13 protein-coding genes and 1 pseudogene are annotated in these 14,322 nt (G+C 57.5%); 11 read left to right on the forward strand and 3 right to left on the reverse strand.

Annotated elements, in window-relative coordinates:
* Positions 1 to 117 precede the first annotated feature (117 nt).
* From AC07W5_RS16070 to AC07W5_RS16100, 7 genes and pseudogenes are all read left to right on the forward strand, one after another.
* Positions 118 to 1,761, forward strand: a complete 1,644-nt coding sequence (locus AC07W5_RS16070) for an acetolactate synthase large subunit (RefSeq protein ID WP_007938271.1) — start codon at positions 118 to 120, stop codon at positions 1,759 to 1,761.
* A 40-nt stretch (positions 1,762 to 1,801) separates the two neighbouring features.
* A complete protein-coding gene (gabD, locus tag AC07W5_RS16075) occupies positions 1,802 to 3,244 on the forward strand; it encodes an NADP-dependent succinate-semialdehyde dehydrogenase (protein ID WP_494991601.1) in 1,443 nt (480 codons plus the stop codon).
* Between the two features lie 159 nt (positions 3,245 to 3,403).
* Positions 3,404 to 3,845 (forward strand): annotated as a pseudogene (locus tag AC07W5_RS16080) (hydroxymethylglutaryl-CoA lyase-like TIM-barrel protein); the annotation flags it as partial.
* A 98-nt stretch (positions 3,846 to 3,943) separates the two neighbouring features.
* Positions 3,944 to 4,708 (forward strand): SDR family NAD(P)-dependent oxidoreductase, encoded by a 765-nt coding sequence (locus AC07W5_RS16085; protein ID WP_216743076.1) that lies wholly within the window; start codon positions 3,944 to 3,946, stop codon positions 4,706 to 4,708.
* 74 nt (positions 4,709 to 4,782) lie between these two features.
* Positions 4,783 to 5,247 carry an SRPBCC family protein gene (locus tag AC07W5_RS16090; protein ID WP_310058270.1) on the forward strand — a complete coding sequence of 155 codons (465 nt, stop codon included), beginning with the start codon at positions 4,783 to 4,785 and terminating at the stop codon, positions 5,245 to 5,247.
* 54 nt (positions 5,248 to 5,301) lie between these two features.
* Complete coding sequence (locus AC07W5_RS16095; protein ID WP_494991732.1) at positions 5,302 to 5,694, forward strand: nuclear transport factor 2 family protein; 393 nt, start codon at positions 5,302 to 5,304, stop codon at positions 5,692 to 5,694.
* 103 nt (positions 5,695 to 5,797) lie between these two features.
* Positions 5,798 to 6,706: a LysR family transcriptional regulator gene (locus AC07W5_RS16100; protein WP_494991733.1), complete on the forward strand. Its 909-nt coding sequence runs from the start codon at positions 5,798 to 5,800 to the stop codon at positions 6,704 to 6,706.
* 31 nt (positions 6,707 to 6,737) lie between these two features.
* Here AC07W5_RS16100 and AC07W5_RS16105 read toward each other — a convergent pair whose 3' ends face one another.
* A complete protein-coding gene (locus tag AC07W5_RS16105) occupies positions 6,738 to 7,646 on the reverse strand; it encodes a LysR family transcriptional regulator (RefSeq protein WP_494991602.1) in 909 nt (302 codons plus the stop codon).
* Positions 7,647 to 7,788: 142 nt separating this feature from the next.
* Here AC07W5_RS16105 and AC07W5_RS16110 point away from each other — a divergent pair, with 142 nt between their 5' ends.
* Genes AC07W5_RS16110 through AC07W5_RS16120 form a run of 3 tightly spaced genes read left to right on the forward strand, consistent with a single transcriptional unit; the run spans position 7,789 to position 10,888 of the window.
* Positions 7,789 to 8,553, forward strand: a complete 765-nt coding sequence (locus AC07W5_RS16110) for an SDR family oxidoreductase (RefSeq protein ID WP_494991603.1) — start codon at positions 7,789 to 7,791, stop codon at positions 8,551 to 8,553.
* A 20-nt stretch (positions 8,554 to 8,573) separates the two neighbouring features.
* A complete protein-coding gene (gene aroE, locus AC07W5_RS16115) occupies positions 8,574 to 9,389 on the forward strand; it encodes a shikimate dehydrogenase (RefSeq protein ID WP_494991604.1) in 816 nt (271 codons plus the stop codon).
* Positions 9,390 to 9,445: 56 nt separating this feature from the next.
* The gene (locus tag AC07W5_RS16120) at positions 9,446 to 10,888 is read left to right on the forward strand and encodes an MFS transporter (RefSeq protein ID WP_494991605.1); all 1,443 of its coding nucleotides are present in this window, start codon (positions 9,446 to 9,448) and stop codon (positions 10,886 to 10,888) included.
* Between the two features lie 12 nt (positions 10,889 to 10,900).
* On the opposite strand, the gene AC07W5_RS16125 is transcribed toward AC07W5_RS16120, so the two are convergent.
* The gene (locus tag AC07W5_RS16125; RefSeq protein WP_494991606.1) at positions 10,901 to 11,839 is read right to left on the reverse strand and encodes a LysR family transcriptional regulator; all 939 of its coding nucleotides are present in this window, start codon (positions 11,837 to 11,839) and stop codon (positions 10,901 to 10,903) included.
* A 182-nt stretch (positions 11,840 to 12,021) separates the two neighbouring features.
* Between AC07W5_RS16125 and AC07W5_RS16130 the strand changes: the two genes are divergently transcribed.
* The gene (locus tag AC07W5_RS16130) at positions 12,022 to 12,897 is read left to right on the forward strand and encodes a LysR family transcriptional regulator (protein WP_494991607.1); all 876 of its coding nucleotides are present in this window, start codon (positions 12,022 to 12,024) and stop codon (positions 12,895 to 12,897) included.
* Here the strand turns inward: AC07W5_RS16130 and AC07W5_RS16135 are convergent.
* The gene (locus AC07W5_RS16135; RefSeq protein ID WP_494991608.1) at positions 12,860 to 14,221 is read right to left on the reverse strand and encodes an MFS transporter; all 1,362 of its coding nucleotides are present in this window, start codon (positions 14,219 to 14,221) and stop codon (positions 12,860 to 12,862) included. The two genes, AC07W5_RS16130 and AC07W5_RS16135, sit on opposite strands and share 38 nt — an antisense overlap.
* Between the last annotated feature and the right edge of the window lie 101 nt (positions 14,222 to 14,322).

Raw genomic sequence — 14,322 nt, forward strand, 5'->3', positions numbered from 1 at the left:
CGAAGCCCACGTCGCTTTGCTGGCAAGTGCAGTGTTTTGGTTTCTGAATATCCATCGTAAGCGAATTGTCCAAGGTTGCATCTCAAGCGCGGATACATGATTTTAGAGGAGAGTGAAATGCTCAAGGCTTCAGACGTCGTAGTGCAGTGCCTCGAGAATGAGGGCGTAGAGTTCGTGTTCGGGATTCCTGGTGAAGAGAACCTGGATTTACTTGAATCACTCAGGCGCTCCAACATCCGGCTCGTTCTCACTCGACATGAGCAATCGGCTGGTTTCATGGCGGCAACCTATGGCCGGTTAACCGGCAAAACGGGAGTCAGCTTATCGACCCTTGGCCCTGGCGCTACGAACCTGGTCACTGCTGGCGCCTATGCCTACTTGGGTGGAATGCCAATGCTCATGATTACCGGGCAGAAGCCAATCAAAAAGTCCAAGCAGGGCCGTTTCCAGATTCTTGATGTTGTTGGGATGATGCAACCGCTGACCAAGTACACCCACCAGTTGGCGTCCGCTGACAACATTCCCTCGCGTGTGCGTGAAGCCTTTCGCCTTGCTGAGGAAGAAAAGCCCGGAGCGGTTCATCTTGAACTTCCCGAGGACATCGCCGCGGAGCAGACCGAAAGCCGGCCAATTCCTCCGAGCCTGCATCGTCGCCCACTGGCCGAACACAAGGCCATCGAGGCCGCAGTCGAGAAATTGCAGACAGCCCGTAGCCCGATCCTGGTGATTGGTGCCGGCGCCAATCGCAAGATGACTGCCAAGGTACTCAAGCAACTGATCGACAAGACCGGCATCCCTTTTGTCACCACTCAGATGGGCAAAGGCGTGGTAGATGAGCGTCATCCACGCTTCCTTGGCAATGCCGCACTGTCTTCCGGCGACTTCGTGCACCGTGCCGTCGAGGCGGCTGATCTGATCGTAAACATTGGCCACGACGTGATTGAGAAACCGCCATTTTTCATGGTCCGTGGCGGCACCGAAGTCATCCACATCAACTTCCGCTCCGCCGAGGTCGATCCGGTGTACTTCCCACAGGTCGAAGTGATCGGCGATATCGCCAATGCTGTTTGGCAGATCGGCGAGTCCTTGAATGACACTTCACACTGGGACTTCACCCGCCTTATGACGATCCGTGAATCCAACGAGGCCCAAGTGATCGAAGGCGCGGACGACAACCGTTTCCCGATCTACCCGCAGCGCTTTGTCGCCGACGTGCGTCGTGCCATGCCCTCCGAAGGCATCGTGGCTCTGGATAACGGCATCTACAAAATCTGGTTCGCGCGCAACTACAAGGCACATAAACCCAACACCGTACTGTTAGACAATGCCTTGGCAACGATGGGTGCGGGCCTGCCTTCGGCGATGGCTTCACATTTGGTCTATCCGGATCGTCCTGTGGTAGCTGTGTGCGGTGACGGCGGCTTCATGATGAACAGCCAGGAGCTGGAAACCGCCGTACGTTTGAAGATGAACCTGACGGTCATTATCCTACGCGATGATGGCTACGGCATGATCCGTTGGAAGCAGTCCAACATGGGGTTCACTGATTTTGGGCTGGACTACGGCAACCCGGATTTCGTCATGTATGCGCGAAGCTATGGTGCCAAGGGCCACCGGGTAGAAAGCGCCGAAGGCTTTTTGCCGCTACTGCAGCGCTGCATCAGTGAGCCAGGTGTGCACGTTATCGATTGCCCGGTGGATTACTCCGAGAACGATTTCATTCTGAACCATGAGCTGAAAAGACGTAGCGCTTTGGTTTAAGCCAACGCTCGCCAACCCCTCATTCAGAAAAGGAAACGTCATGCAGCTTAAAGACACTCAGTTGTTCCGCCAGCAAGCCTTCATCGATGGCGCTTGGGTCGATGCGGACAATGGTCAGACGATCAAGGTCAACAACCCGGCAACGGGCGAAATTCTGGGCACCGTGCCGAAAATGGGCGCTGCCGAAACCCGCCGAGCCATCGAAGCCGCTGACAAAGCGCTGCCGGCCTGGCGTGCACTGACCGCCAAAGAACGTGCGACCAAACTGCGTCGCTGGTTCGAACTGATAATCGAGAACCAGGATGACCTGGCTCGTCTGATGACCCTGGAACAAGGCAAGCCATTGGCCGAAGCCAAGGGCGAAATCGTTTACGCCGCTTCCTTCATCGAATGGTTCGCCGAAGAAGCCAAGCGCATCTACGGTGACGTGATTCCGGGCCACCAGCCAGACAAGCGCCTGATCGTGATCAAGCAGCCAATCGGCGTGACCGCTGCCATCACCCCGTGGAACTTCCCGGCTGCAATGATCACCCGTAAAGCCGGCCCGGCTCTGGCTGCCGGTTGCACCATGGTGCTCAAGCCTGCTTCGCAAACTCCGTTCTCCGCTTTCGCCCTGGCTGAACTGGCCCAGCGTGCCGGTATCCCGGCTGGCGTGTTCAGCGTTGTATCCGGCAGCGCCGGCGACATCGGCAGCGAACTGACCAGCAACCCGATCGTACGCAAGCTGTCCTTCACCGGTTCGACCGAAATCGGTCGTCAACTGATGGCCGAATGCGCCAAGGACATCAAGAAAGTTTCCCTGGAACTGGGCGGCAACGCGCCGTTCATCGTGTTCGACGACGCAGACCTGGATAAGGCCGTCGAAGGCGCGATCATTTCCAAGTACCGCAACAACGGCCAGACTTGCGTCTGCGCCAACCGTCTGTACATTCAGGACGGCGTCTACGACGCATTCGCCGAGAAGCTGAAAGTGGCTGTGGCCAAACTGAAGATCGGCAACGGTCTGGAAGCCGGTACCACCACTGGTCCGCTGATCGACGAAAAAGCCGTGGCCAAGGTCAAAGAACACATCGCCGACGCCTTGAGCAAAGGCGCCCAGGTACTGGCCGGTGGCAACACCATCGAAGGCAACTTCTTCGAGCCGACCATTCTGACCAACGTGCCGAATAACGCGGCCGTGGCCAAGGAAGAAACCTTCGGTCCATTGGCGCCACTGTTCCGCTTCAAAGATGAAGCCGACGTGATCGCGATGTCCAACGACACCGAGTTCGGTCTGGCCTCGTACTTCTACGCTCGTGACCTGGGCCGTGTGTTCCGTGTAGCTGAAGCCCTGGAATACGGCATGGTCGGCGTCAACACCGGGTTGATCTCCAACGAGGTCGCGCCGTTCGGTGGCATCAAGGCCTCGGGTCTGGGCCGTGAAGGCTCCAAGTACGGCATCGAAGATTATTTGGAAATCAAATACCTCTGCCTGGGCATCTAAGCTCGGTAAAGGCATTGCTTCAAGCGCAAAGGGCACGAGAGCGCTGTCCCTTTGCGCCGCTTCAAACGGACCTATCCTTTGTGGCCGGGAACGCTGTAGCAGTCGATCATCGCATGCTGCCGCAGTTGCTTCCGCGCCGCTTAATCCTTGAACCACGCCCCCCATGCGAAGACGGGTATCCATGCCCACCACAACCTGAGCTTGGCCGTTGCCAACTCCATCGTCGCGGTGGTCAGGGTTGTGATCGCGTTGACGCCAGTCTGGCTGGAATGGGGGCCGGTGCAGGCAACACACCATTGGAGGTGTTCATCGCCGCAGCCGAGCGCCTGGGCTGGAACCATAGCACCGGTCTGTACACCCTGATGGATGCCGCCGATGACATCATCCGTCCCTGCAGGACCGTCCAGTGCGCGTTGATCGCGAAACGCTGGCAATGGGTTGTGCCGGCGTTTACTCAAGCTTCCTTCGCCATGCCGAAGCGGCTGCCCAGCGCTACGGGTTGCGTACCGTCGACATCCTGGTCGAATTGAGTCGGCGAAAAATGGTCTGTGGGCAAGAGGACATGATCGTCGATGTGGCGCTGGATTTGACCCGCCGCTGATTGGTGCAACAGCGCAACAGTCTTTGGTGGTTTTACGGGATTCTCGATCGTTGCCCCGGTAAATACAGTAAGTGGCATTACAAAACGAGAGTGTGGATATGAGCAACCTTGACGACCGGAACATCATTATCACTGGCGCCTCGGGCGGAATTGGCCGTGCTTCGGCACTGGCTTTTGCCAAAGCGGGCGCGAGGGTTGTGCTGCTTGATCGCGATACCGCAGGCATCGAAGAAACCGCCAGTGCTGTCACGGCTGCCGGCGGCAAGGTTTATTCAATCCCCTGCGACGTTACCGACGAAGATGCTGTGGCCGCAGCAGTCGATGATGTCGTCACTCGATTTGGCCGTCTGCATGGCGCGTTCAACAATGCAGGGGTCGAGCAAAGCAATTTGCCTCTGCATGAAATCTCGTCTGCGGCGTGGGATCGCATTATCCGCATCGACCTGACCGGTGTTTTCTACTGCATGAAGCACCAGATCCGCGCCATGTTGAACAGTGGCGGTGGCGCCATCGTGAATACCGCTTCGTCTCTGGGCTCGGTAGCGATTGCCGCTGCGTCGGACTATATCGCTGCCAAGCATGGGGTGGTCGGTTTGACCAAGGCCGCCGCCGTCGACTACGGCACCCTCAATATCCGGGTCAACGCAATCATGCCAGGCATCATCGAAACGCCGATGATCGTGCGTGCGAGTGAAGAGCCGAATTTTGCCAAACAGTTCGCTGCATTGCGCGAACGACACCCTATCGGTCGTTTCGGAAAACCGGAAGAAATCGCCAAGGCTGCGCTATGGCTGCTGTCCGATGACGCCAGTTTTGTGACCGGAACGGCAATGGCCGTAGACGGTGGTTATCTCACCGTTTGAGACCCCCTGACAGACTGTCCCTGACACTCGACAGGGAGTCGGTCACTTTTGAACCTGAAACCCCGGAGTACCCCATGATCAATGTAAGTCGTCGCTTGAAAGTTAATGCCCCTGAGGAGTCGGACGGTGTGAACCTGAACCGCAGCCAGGTATGGGAAGGGTTGGTGAGCAAGGCTCGCAATGCGGTGCCGTTCGTTGATGCCATTACCGAATGTAATGTCGTTGAGGACCAGGGCAATACCTTTATCCGCGAAGTGGTGCTTTACGGTGAGCGCCTTCAGGAAATGGTCCTTCTTACTGAAGAGCAGCAAGTCGAGTTCGTGCGCCTCTCCGGTAATGCCCGTGGTGTGATCAAGAACGTCATCGAGGAAGAGGATGGCGAACTGTACCTGCGCTTCTCCTTCGATTTCTCCCTGCCGGGCGTATCGGCAGGCAGCGAGAAAGAAGTCGAGTTCTCAACCGGTATGCAGACGTCCTACCTGAGCGCCGTGCGATCCACCCTGCAAGCCATCCGTAACAAGGTCAGCAAAGCGGCATAAGATTCACCGCAGCGACCAGAAATGAAAAAACAAAAACAAGAAATGAGGCGTGCAATGAACCATGAATTGACAGGTATGTTTGAAAGTGTCGATCGGATGTCGGTCGAAGGCTTTTTGAGTTATCTGACCGATGACGTCGTGTTTCGGTTTGGCAATTCCCCGGAAGTAGTGGGGAAAGAGGGTGTCAGGGCGGCGATTGAGTCATTTTTTACCCAAATAGCCTCGCTGGAACACATTCTTCAAGGCGTGTGGAGCGAAGCCAACACGACAATCATGCGTTTTGATACCTATTACACCCAGCATGACGGCACGATTATCAATGTTCCTTGTTGTGTCGTTGTTCACTTCAATGCTTCCCGATTGATCAATGATTATCGAATACACATTGATATTTCGCCCCTGTACAGCGGCGCATCTGCGGGTAATGTTATCCAAGCTTCTGCATAACCACTTATGAGTGCCAGTTGAGCTGCACTTGCCAGTCGAAGCCCACGCCGCTTTGCTGGCGAGTGCAGTGTTTTGGTTTGCGAATTTCAGTCAAGGCATTTCGATGAAGGATTTGAATCTGCTCTATACCTTTGAGGCATTGTGGCGAGACCACTCAGCTTCCATTGCGGCGCAGAATCTGGGGGTTACGCAGGCAGCCGTCAGCGGTTCGCTAAAACGGTTGCGAAACGACTATGGAGACAGGTTGTTTACGCTGGTCGGTCGCCGAATGGAGCCCACACCGTTTTGTGTCCATATCGCGCCGCGACTGTTGGCATCCCTTGCGATGGTCAGGGAGGCTGGATGCCAAATGCCGGTGTTTGATCCGAAAGTTTGTGAAAAATCATTCATTTTTAGAATGCGCGACATTGGCGAGGTCGTTTGTTTGCCACCCATCTTGAGCGAATTGTCCAGGGTTGCACCTAAAGCGCGGATACACACCGTTGTGGGTGGGATGGATGAGACGCTTAATGGCCTGTCCACTGGCAGGATAGACCTGGCGCTCGGCTTTATGCCGACCCTTCAGACTGACATTCACCGAACCCCGGTTATTTCTCAGCATTACGTCTGTGCCATGCGCAAAGACCACCCCTTGGCCCATCGCGGTTTGAGCCTTGAAGCGTTTGTCACCAGTGAGCATTTGTTGGTGGAATCCGGGGGTAGCGGCCACCAGGCACTGGAGCGTGCCTTGATCGATGCGGGCGGCAGAGACTGCATTAAAATGCGCACCCCTCAGTTCTTGTCTGGTCCGCACTTGCTGCTCGATACCGACATGATATGGACGCTGCCTATTGCCTTGGGTAAAACCCTGGCGCGCTTTTATCCTCTAGTCATACACCCTCTGCCACTGCAAATACCCTCGTTCGAGATTGATCTGTATTGGCATGACCGATTTCACCGAGACCCTCAGAACAAGTGGTTGAGGGAAATGGTCGGCCAGGTCCTGCGCAGTCAACAATCAGCCTGGCGATAGTCGCTTTCAGAGGAAACCTCGGCCATCTTCCCTACAACCCCTGAGTAAGTTCAGGGCTCGGCGCGGGATAGAGTTCGTCGAGCACCTGCATCAGCGCGCGCTTGCGTGGATTTTCCAGGCCGGTCCAGGCCACGCCGATGCCCGCACCGCTCATAGCCAGTGTCAGTGGCCGGGTCACGACGCCGATTGGTAGTGCCGATGCGGCACCGCTTGGCAGGATGCCGACGCCCAAGCCGGCGGCCACCAAGGCCAACTGGGTGGTGAACTCGCCCATCTCCCGGGCAATCGTTAGGGTGATCTTGCGTCGGTGGAAACCCGTCAGCATCTGGTCATACAAACCGGGAGCGAACTTGCGCGCCAGCACCAGCGTCGGACATCCGACCAGATCCTGAGGCTTGATACGACGTAGGGTGCACAGCGGATGATCTTGCGGCAGCGCCACCACCAGCGATTCCTCGAAAAGCAGGCGCGTGTGCACACCAGGCAGACTCAAGGGCAGGCGTACCAAGCCAAAATCCAGGGCATTGTCCAGCAAGGCCCGGGCCTGCGGCAGTGAAGGCATGTCCTTGAGGTCCAGTTCGATACGCGGGTAGCGCTCCTCCAATGTACGCACGAGCACCGGCAACAAGTGCGATAACGTTGAAGACACAAATGCCAGACGCAACACCCCGACTTCTCCGGCCGCGGCCTGCTGCAACACCTCACGCGCGCGTCCGACCTGGCGTAGGGTCGCCAGGGCCTCGGGCAGAAACAGCGCCCCCTCTTCGGTCAATTCGACCCGGTGCCGGTCACGCTCGAACAACTGCGCCCCGACATCTTCTTCCAGAGCACGTATTTGCGCACTCAAGGCCGGCTGGACAATATGCAGGCGCGCCGCCGCGCGGCCAAAGTGCAGCTCTTCGGCCAAGACCGCAAAAGCGCGCAGATGTTTGAGTTCCACTTGACGCTCCCGATTCGCTACAGCCTGTTTGGTGATCACATACCGTGATCACGGCATCACCATAAACGATTGGCATGCCGCAGCGGTAGCGGTTGAAAGTGGCGTTATGGCCCATTCGTAAATCCAGGACAGGGAGACACACATGATCGATAACTTTCGCCTGAACCGGCGTCGGGCGCTGATCACCGGCTCAGTGCGCGGCATCGGCTTGGCCTTGGCCCGTGGACTGGCACAGGCGGGCGCTCAGGTGGTGCTCAATGGCCGCGATGCCGAACGCGCGCAAAGCGCCTGCGCGCTGTTACGCGATGAAGGCCTGGACGCCCAATACTCGGTGTTCGACGTGACCGACCACCAGGCCGTCGCAACCGCCATCGATGTGCTGGAAAACCGCCTGGGTCCGATAGACATTCTGATCAACAACGCCGGGTTGCAGCATCGCCAGGCACTTGAAGATGTCAGTGCGAAAGACTGGCATCGACTGATGAGCACCAACCTCGATGGCGTATTTAATGTGTCCAAGGCGGTGGCTCGCCACATGATCGCTCGCCGGCGCGGCAAGATTATCAATATCGGCTCGGTGCAAAGCGAACTGGCCCGCCGCTCCATCGCCCCCTATGCCGCCAGCAAGGGCGCCGTGCGCATGCTAACCCGTGGCATGTGTGCCGACTGGGCCGGTCATGGCCTGCATATCAACGCCCTGGCCCCCGGATATTTTCGGACTGAGCTTAACCAGGCGCTGGTCGACGACCCGGCTTTCTCCGACTGGCTGGTGCAGCGTACTCCCGCCGGGCGCTGGGGCAGGGCAGAGGAGCTGTGCGGCGCGGCAGTTTTCCTCGCGTCGTCAGCCTCCGACTTCGTTAATGGCCAGACACTTTTCGTCGATGGTGGCTTGACCAGCGTCGTCTAACTCTCGTGAAGGACACCCACATGCCTCAATCCCTGCCCATCCTCTGCGGCTCAATCATGGGTTCGCCTTTTTCACTCTCGGCAAAGATCCATAACGCCGCCTACGCGGCCCTGGGCCTGGACTACACCTTTGTCTGTTTTGGCGTCGAAGATCCGGTTGCCGCCGTGGCGGCGATTCGCGCGCTCGGCGTGCGCGGCATGAACGTTTCCATGCCTTACAAAACTGTAGTGATGCCTCATCTGGACAGGATCGACGAATCGGCCCATGTGATTGGCGCGGTCAACACCATCAACAACGTCGACGGTGTACTGACCGGCTACAACACCGACTACCTAGGCGCTGTCCGCGCCCTGCAGGAAGTCACCGAGCTGAGCGACAAGCGTATCGCCGTGATCGGTGCTGGCGGTGCTGCTCGTGCGGTTGTCTACGGTTGCCTGCAAGAGGCGGCCGAGGTCACGGTGTTCAACCGCAGTCTCGAGCGCGGTGCCGCCCTGGCGGAGGATCTGGGTGCCCGGTGGGGCGGCAGCGTCGAGACGTTCACGGCCAAGACCTTCGATATCGTCATCAACGCTACCTCGGTGGGCTTCAAACAGCCGGACAGCAACCCATTGGACGGCCGCCTGTCCAGCCACCTGATTGTCATGGATGTGGCGTTCATGCCGGTGCAGACCGCTCTGCTGCTGCAAGCCAAAGCGCTGGGTTGCAGCACCGTGGCCGGCACCCGCATGTTGGTGCACCAGGCTTGTCGGCAAATCGAGTTGTACACCGGGAAAGATGCGCCTATTGACATCATGGAGCAGGCCATGCTCCAGGAAATACAGCGGTTGAAATTGTAAGCATCCCAACTACCTGTCAATAACAAGATGCCATAAAGGCACCTGGAGGCACGACGATGACTCACGATCATTCTCCATCCGACATCGCTTTGATCCCCGACGCGTGCGAGCGCAAGAAAGACTTGCACCGTGCAGCCTGGTCCTGCTCTCTGGGCAGTGCCCTGGAATACTACGACTTCGCGCTTTACACCTTGGCCTCGGCGCTGATCTTCGGACCGCTGTTCTTTCCGGAACAGACCCGCGCCATGAGCCTGATCGCCAGTTTCGGCACCTACTTCCTGGGCTTTGCGATACGGCCGTTGGGCGGGGTACTGTTCGGCATGGTCGGTGACCGTGTAGGACGTAAGTTCGTGCTGGCGTCGACGGTGTTACTGATGGGCATTTCCAGCACCTTGATTGGTGCACTGCCCACCTTCCATCAGGTCGGCTATCTGGCACCGGTACTGCTGGTGATCCTGCGTCTTTTGCAGGGACTGGGCGCTGGTGCAGAGCAGGCTGGAGCTGCAGTGATGATGACCGAGTACGCCCCTGAGGGGCGGCGCGGCTTCTATGCCGCCTTGCCGTTCCTCGGCATCCAATTGGGCACCATCCTCGCGGCGCTGGTGTATTTCCTGGTGGTCAGCGGCAATGACAACGTTATCGACAGCGGGCTGTGGCGTATGCCGTTTTTCAGCAGCGTGGTGATCGTTGCACTGGGCTTGTACATGCGTCTGTCACTCAAGGAATCGCCGACCTTTATCCGCCTCAAGGCGCTCAAACGCGTATGCGTTAACCCGCTGAAAAGTGCCATGGAACACTCCAAACCCACCTTGCTGATCGGCATCGGACTGCGCCTGGCGGAAAACGGAGGTTCATCGATTTACCAGGCCCTGGCTGTGAGCTACATCGTAGGCGTGGTAGGTCTGAAGGGGCCAGTGGGCGTGCTGACACTGATCTGTGCAGCCAGCCTTGGAGCGATGACCGTGCCGATGGCTGGCAAACTCAGTGATCGCTTTGGTCGCGTGGTGGTCTATCGCGCCTTCGCGCTGTTGCAACTGGCACTGGCCTTCCCGGTGTGGTGGATACTGAGTCAGGGTAATGTGGTGGCGAGCATCATTGCCATTTCCATCGCGCTGGGCATCGGTACCTGGGGCATGTTCGGCACCCAGGCAGCGCTAATGCCTGAGCTGTTCGGCTCGCGTCACCGTTACATGGGTGTGTCGATCGCCCGGGAAGCGTCGGCAGTGATCGCGGGTGGCATTGCGCCGATGATCGGTGCCGGCATCATCGCCCTGGTCGTGGCGAGCCACAATGGCGACGCCAGCGCCGGTGTGAAATCCTGGCTGCCGATTGCCTGCTACCTGACCCTGCTCACATTGATCACCCTGTACACCACGTTCAAGACCCCGGAAACCCTCAACCGCGACCTGGACGAACCTCGTGATGCCTGGGAATTAGCCAGAGCCGGAACGGCGATACCTATCCAGTCCAGAACCAACACACTCACACGTCCAGCGTGACCTTTGCCCTCATCAAGCGACCCGCTCAACAGTGATACTTCGTTGCTGGATGCTTTGGGGTAAATGGAGGCTCAGATAGTCGATCAGGCTGCGAACGGAAGGCAACATTCCTTTCGGTTTGGGGTAGAGCAGATGGATAATGTGCGTTGCACCGGTCCAGGAAGGAATGACGACTTCCAGAGCCTTTGCGCGCACGGAGGCTGCGGCTATGGGTTCCGGCAATAGAGCTACACCCAAACCATTGACAGCGGCCTCCAACTGCATACGCAAGTCATCGCAGATGAGACGTGGTTGATGGCTGACCAGCAGCTCTTCACCTGATGAATTGCGCAGGAACCAGCGACCGACGCCATCATGGATGTCACCGGGACGAGAAAGCGTTTCGATTTCTGAAATGGCTTTGATGGTGGCGGGCCGCCCGACGCGATCGAGAAAGCGGGGGCTTGCTACCAGAATCTGTTTGGCTGCCCCTAATTCCTTTGCGACCAACCCGGCCGTTTCTTCTATCCGGGCGCGCGATCGCAAGGCCACATCGAAGCGCTCTTCAAAAAGGTCGACCTCTCGATCTACCGCATTCAATTCGAGCCGTACCTTCGGATATTTTTCCATATACCCAGGCAGCAGGGGGGCCAAATAACTTTGCGCCATTACCTGAGGGCAGCTCAACCGTACCAAACCGACGGGTTCTCGTCGCAGATGCTCCACACTTTCATAGGCGGTATGCGCCCCCTCTACAACGGGTTGGCTGAGCGTGAAGAAATGATGGCCGGCTTCGGTCAGTGAAACCTGGCGCGTTGTGCGATGTAACAGTCTGGCCCCCATTCGCAATTCCAGATCCGCGACATGACGACTGAGCAACGTTTTTTCAATGCCCGTTGCCCGTGCCGCCGCCGAGAACCCTCCATGTTTGACCACCAGCACGAAGTAATAAAGGTCATTAAGGTCTTTCATGAAGTTGAGGCTCTCCTACGGGTGCTCCGTTGAGCAATCGTCAACGAAACCTGGCGCTGTACTGATTGAGTTCGAGGCGTGTGGAATGGCTTCGAAGGCTGATGTAGCAATCATTGATCAAACTTGATTCGGGATAAACTAGCTATAATTGAAATGACTGATCCACCATTGGAGCAATCAACATGGAACTGCTGAACGACATGGCGTTGTTCGTTGAGGTCGTCAAAGCCCACAGTTTTCGCAAGGCCGCAGAAGCGATGGCGATGCCGAACTCAACCTTGTCGCGACGCATCAGCGGGCTTGAAAAGGCCATTGGCTTGAGGTTGTTAAATCGCACTACGCGCAAGATCGAATTGACCGAAGCAGGGCAGTTGTACTTCGACCGATGCAAGCGAATCGTTGACGAGGCGCGGCTGGCGCACGAGCAGTTGGGTGAAATGCTCGCGCATCCAAGCGGCCTTTTGCGCGCGTCACTGCCTGTGGATTTCGCCAACATTTACCTGGCCCCCCTCATCGCCGAGTTCGCCCGACGGTACCCCGGCATCAGCTTTGAATTCGACCTCACGCCACGCCAGGTCGATCTGGTAAGCGAACCCGTCGATGTGGTCATCCGCATGGGCGAACCGGCAGATTCGAATCTGATCGCACGCAAGCTGGCTAGCCTCTCTCGTCGTTTGTACGCATCGCCTCGTTATCTGGAACTCAATGGAGCACCCAGCGATCCGTCTGAGCTGGTAAATCACGAATGCCTGCGACTGCGAAAGGCCGGTAAATGGCAGCTCTCTCATTCAGGTGAAGTGATGGAGATCGAAGTGGGGGGAAGGTTTCAACTCAATAGCGTCGGGATGCTTCGTCGATTGGCAACGCTGGATCTGGGGATCGCCGTGCTGCCGGAAGGCATTGCAGCGGAGGATCTGCGCAACGGCTTGCTGCAACCGGTACTGCCCCAATGGCACGCCAATTCGATCCAGGTGTATGCCCTCACGGAAACCCGTCTTTTGCCCGCAAAAACTCAACGTTTCATTGAGTTTCTGCGTGAGCATCTTGTGCAGGCTTGACTGTCTGATTCCGATGGGGGCTGAGCCAATAAAGACCACCTACGGCTGTCGCGCCGACCAGTACGGGGAGTGCCAGCCAATGGAAGAAGACCTGTGATGTGCCCGCGGCGGAAATAAACCAGGCGCCTAGCGTCGAGCCGACTATCGAACCGCAACGGCCCACGGCCATTGACCAACTCACCCCGGTCACACGAGCGGCCGTGGGGTACAGGGTGGCGGAGACCAGGTTGAGTCCGTTTTGAGCACCGGCTACACCGAAACCAACGAGAAATACAATTGCCGCCAACTGATAGGGGTCACCCATCAGATAGCCCGTGACGGCAATTACCACAGCCGTCACCGAGTACGATAGCGTCAGCACAGGGTAGGGACCGACGCGATCCATCAGCAGGGCCATGAGAATGGCGCCGACGGTACCGCCCAGCGGCACCATGGCGCCAATACGCGAAGCGTAAGCGATATCGTAGCCGGCCTCTTTGAGCAGGGTAGGCAGCCAACTGGTCAGCAGATAAAACACAAAGAGCGAGCAGAAGAAGGTCATCCACAGCAGCAGTGTTCGAACCAACCGACCGTCGATGAACAGGTGCGAGATCGGCGACCTGACCTGGGCCGGGCGCTCGTCATCGAGGATAGTTACGCCGCACCAGTTCCTTCTGGTGATGCGTTCGACCACACGCCGCAAGGCGTCGGCGTGCCTGGTCGAGGACGCCATGAACCGAACCGACTCGGGCATTAGCCAGGCCAACACTGGCAGTAACGCTAGCGGCATGACGCCACCCAGCACCAGAACGGAACGCCAGCCGAATGCCGGAATCATCTGTGCGGCGAGCATGCCGCCCAAGGCAAGGCCAGCCGTGAAGCCACTCCAGCTCAAGGTCACCATGATCATGCGTCGGCGTGCAGGTGAATATTCGGCGCTCAAGGCAATGCACGCCGGCATCGCTCCACCCAGGCCGATGCCAGTGATGAAACGCAAAACCGTAAGTGACTCGATCGAATGGGTAAAGGCGCTGGCCAGGGTGGCGAGACCAAACACCAGCACTGAAATCAGTAAAACGCGTTTACGCCCGAAGGCATCGGCAACCGGTCCCAGTATCAGGCTGCCGACCATCAGGCCGAACAATCCAGTCCCGAAAACAGGTGACAACTGGGCAGGCAACAGACCCCATTCTTCGCGCAGTGACGGAGCGATATAGCCAATGGCTGCGGTATCGAAACCATCCACCAGGACGATGAGGAAGCACAAGGCAAGGATGACGATCTGGTACGGCGAGATCTTCGCGTTATCGATGATCTCGCCAATTCGGGCGTTGTCAGGATTCATGCGGCTACCTTTTATTTTTTTTATCTGGACGGGATCGTCGCCAAGCGCATTAAATAAAGGAAGCCAATTCTAATTATTCAAACTATCTGGTTTTGTTATAT

This window comes from Pseudomonas sp. GW821-FHT01E05 (assembly GCF_059422425.1).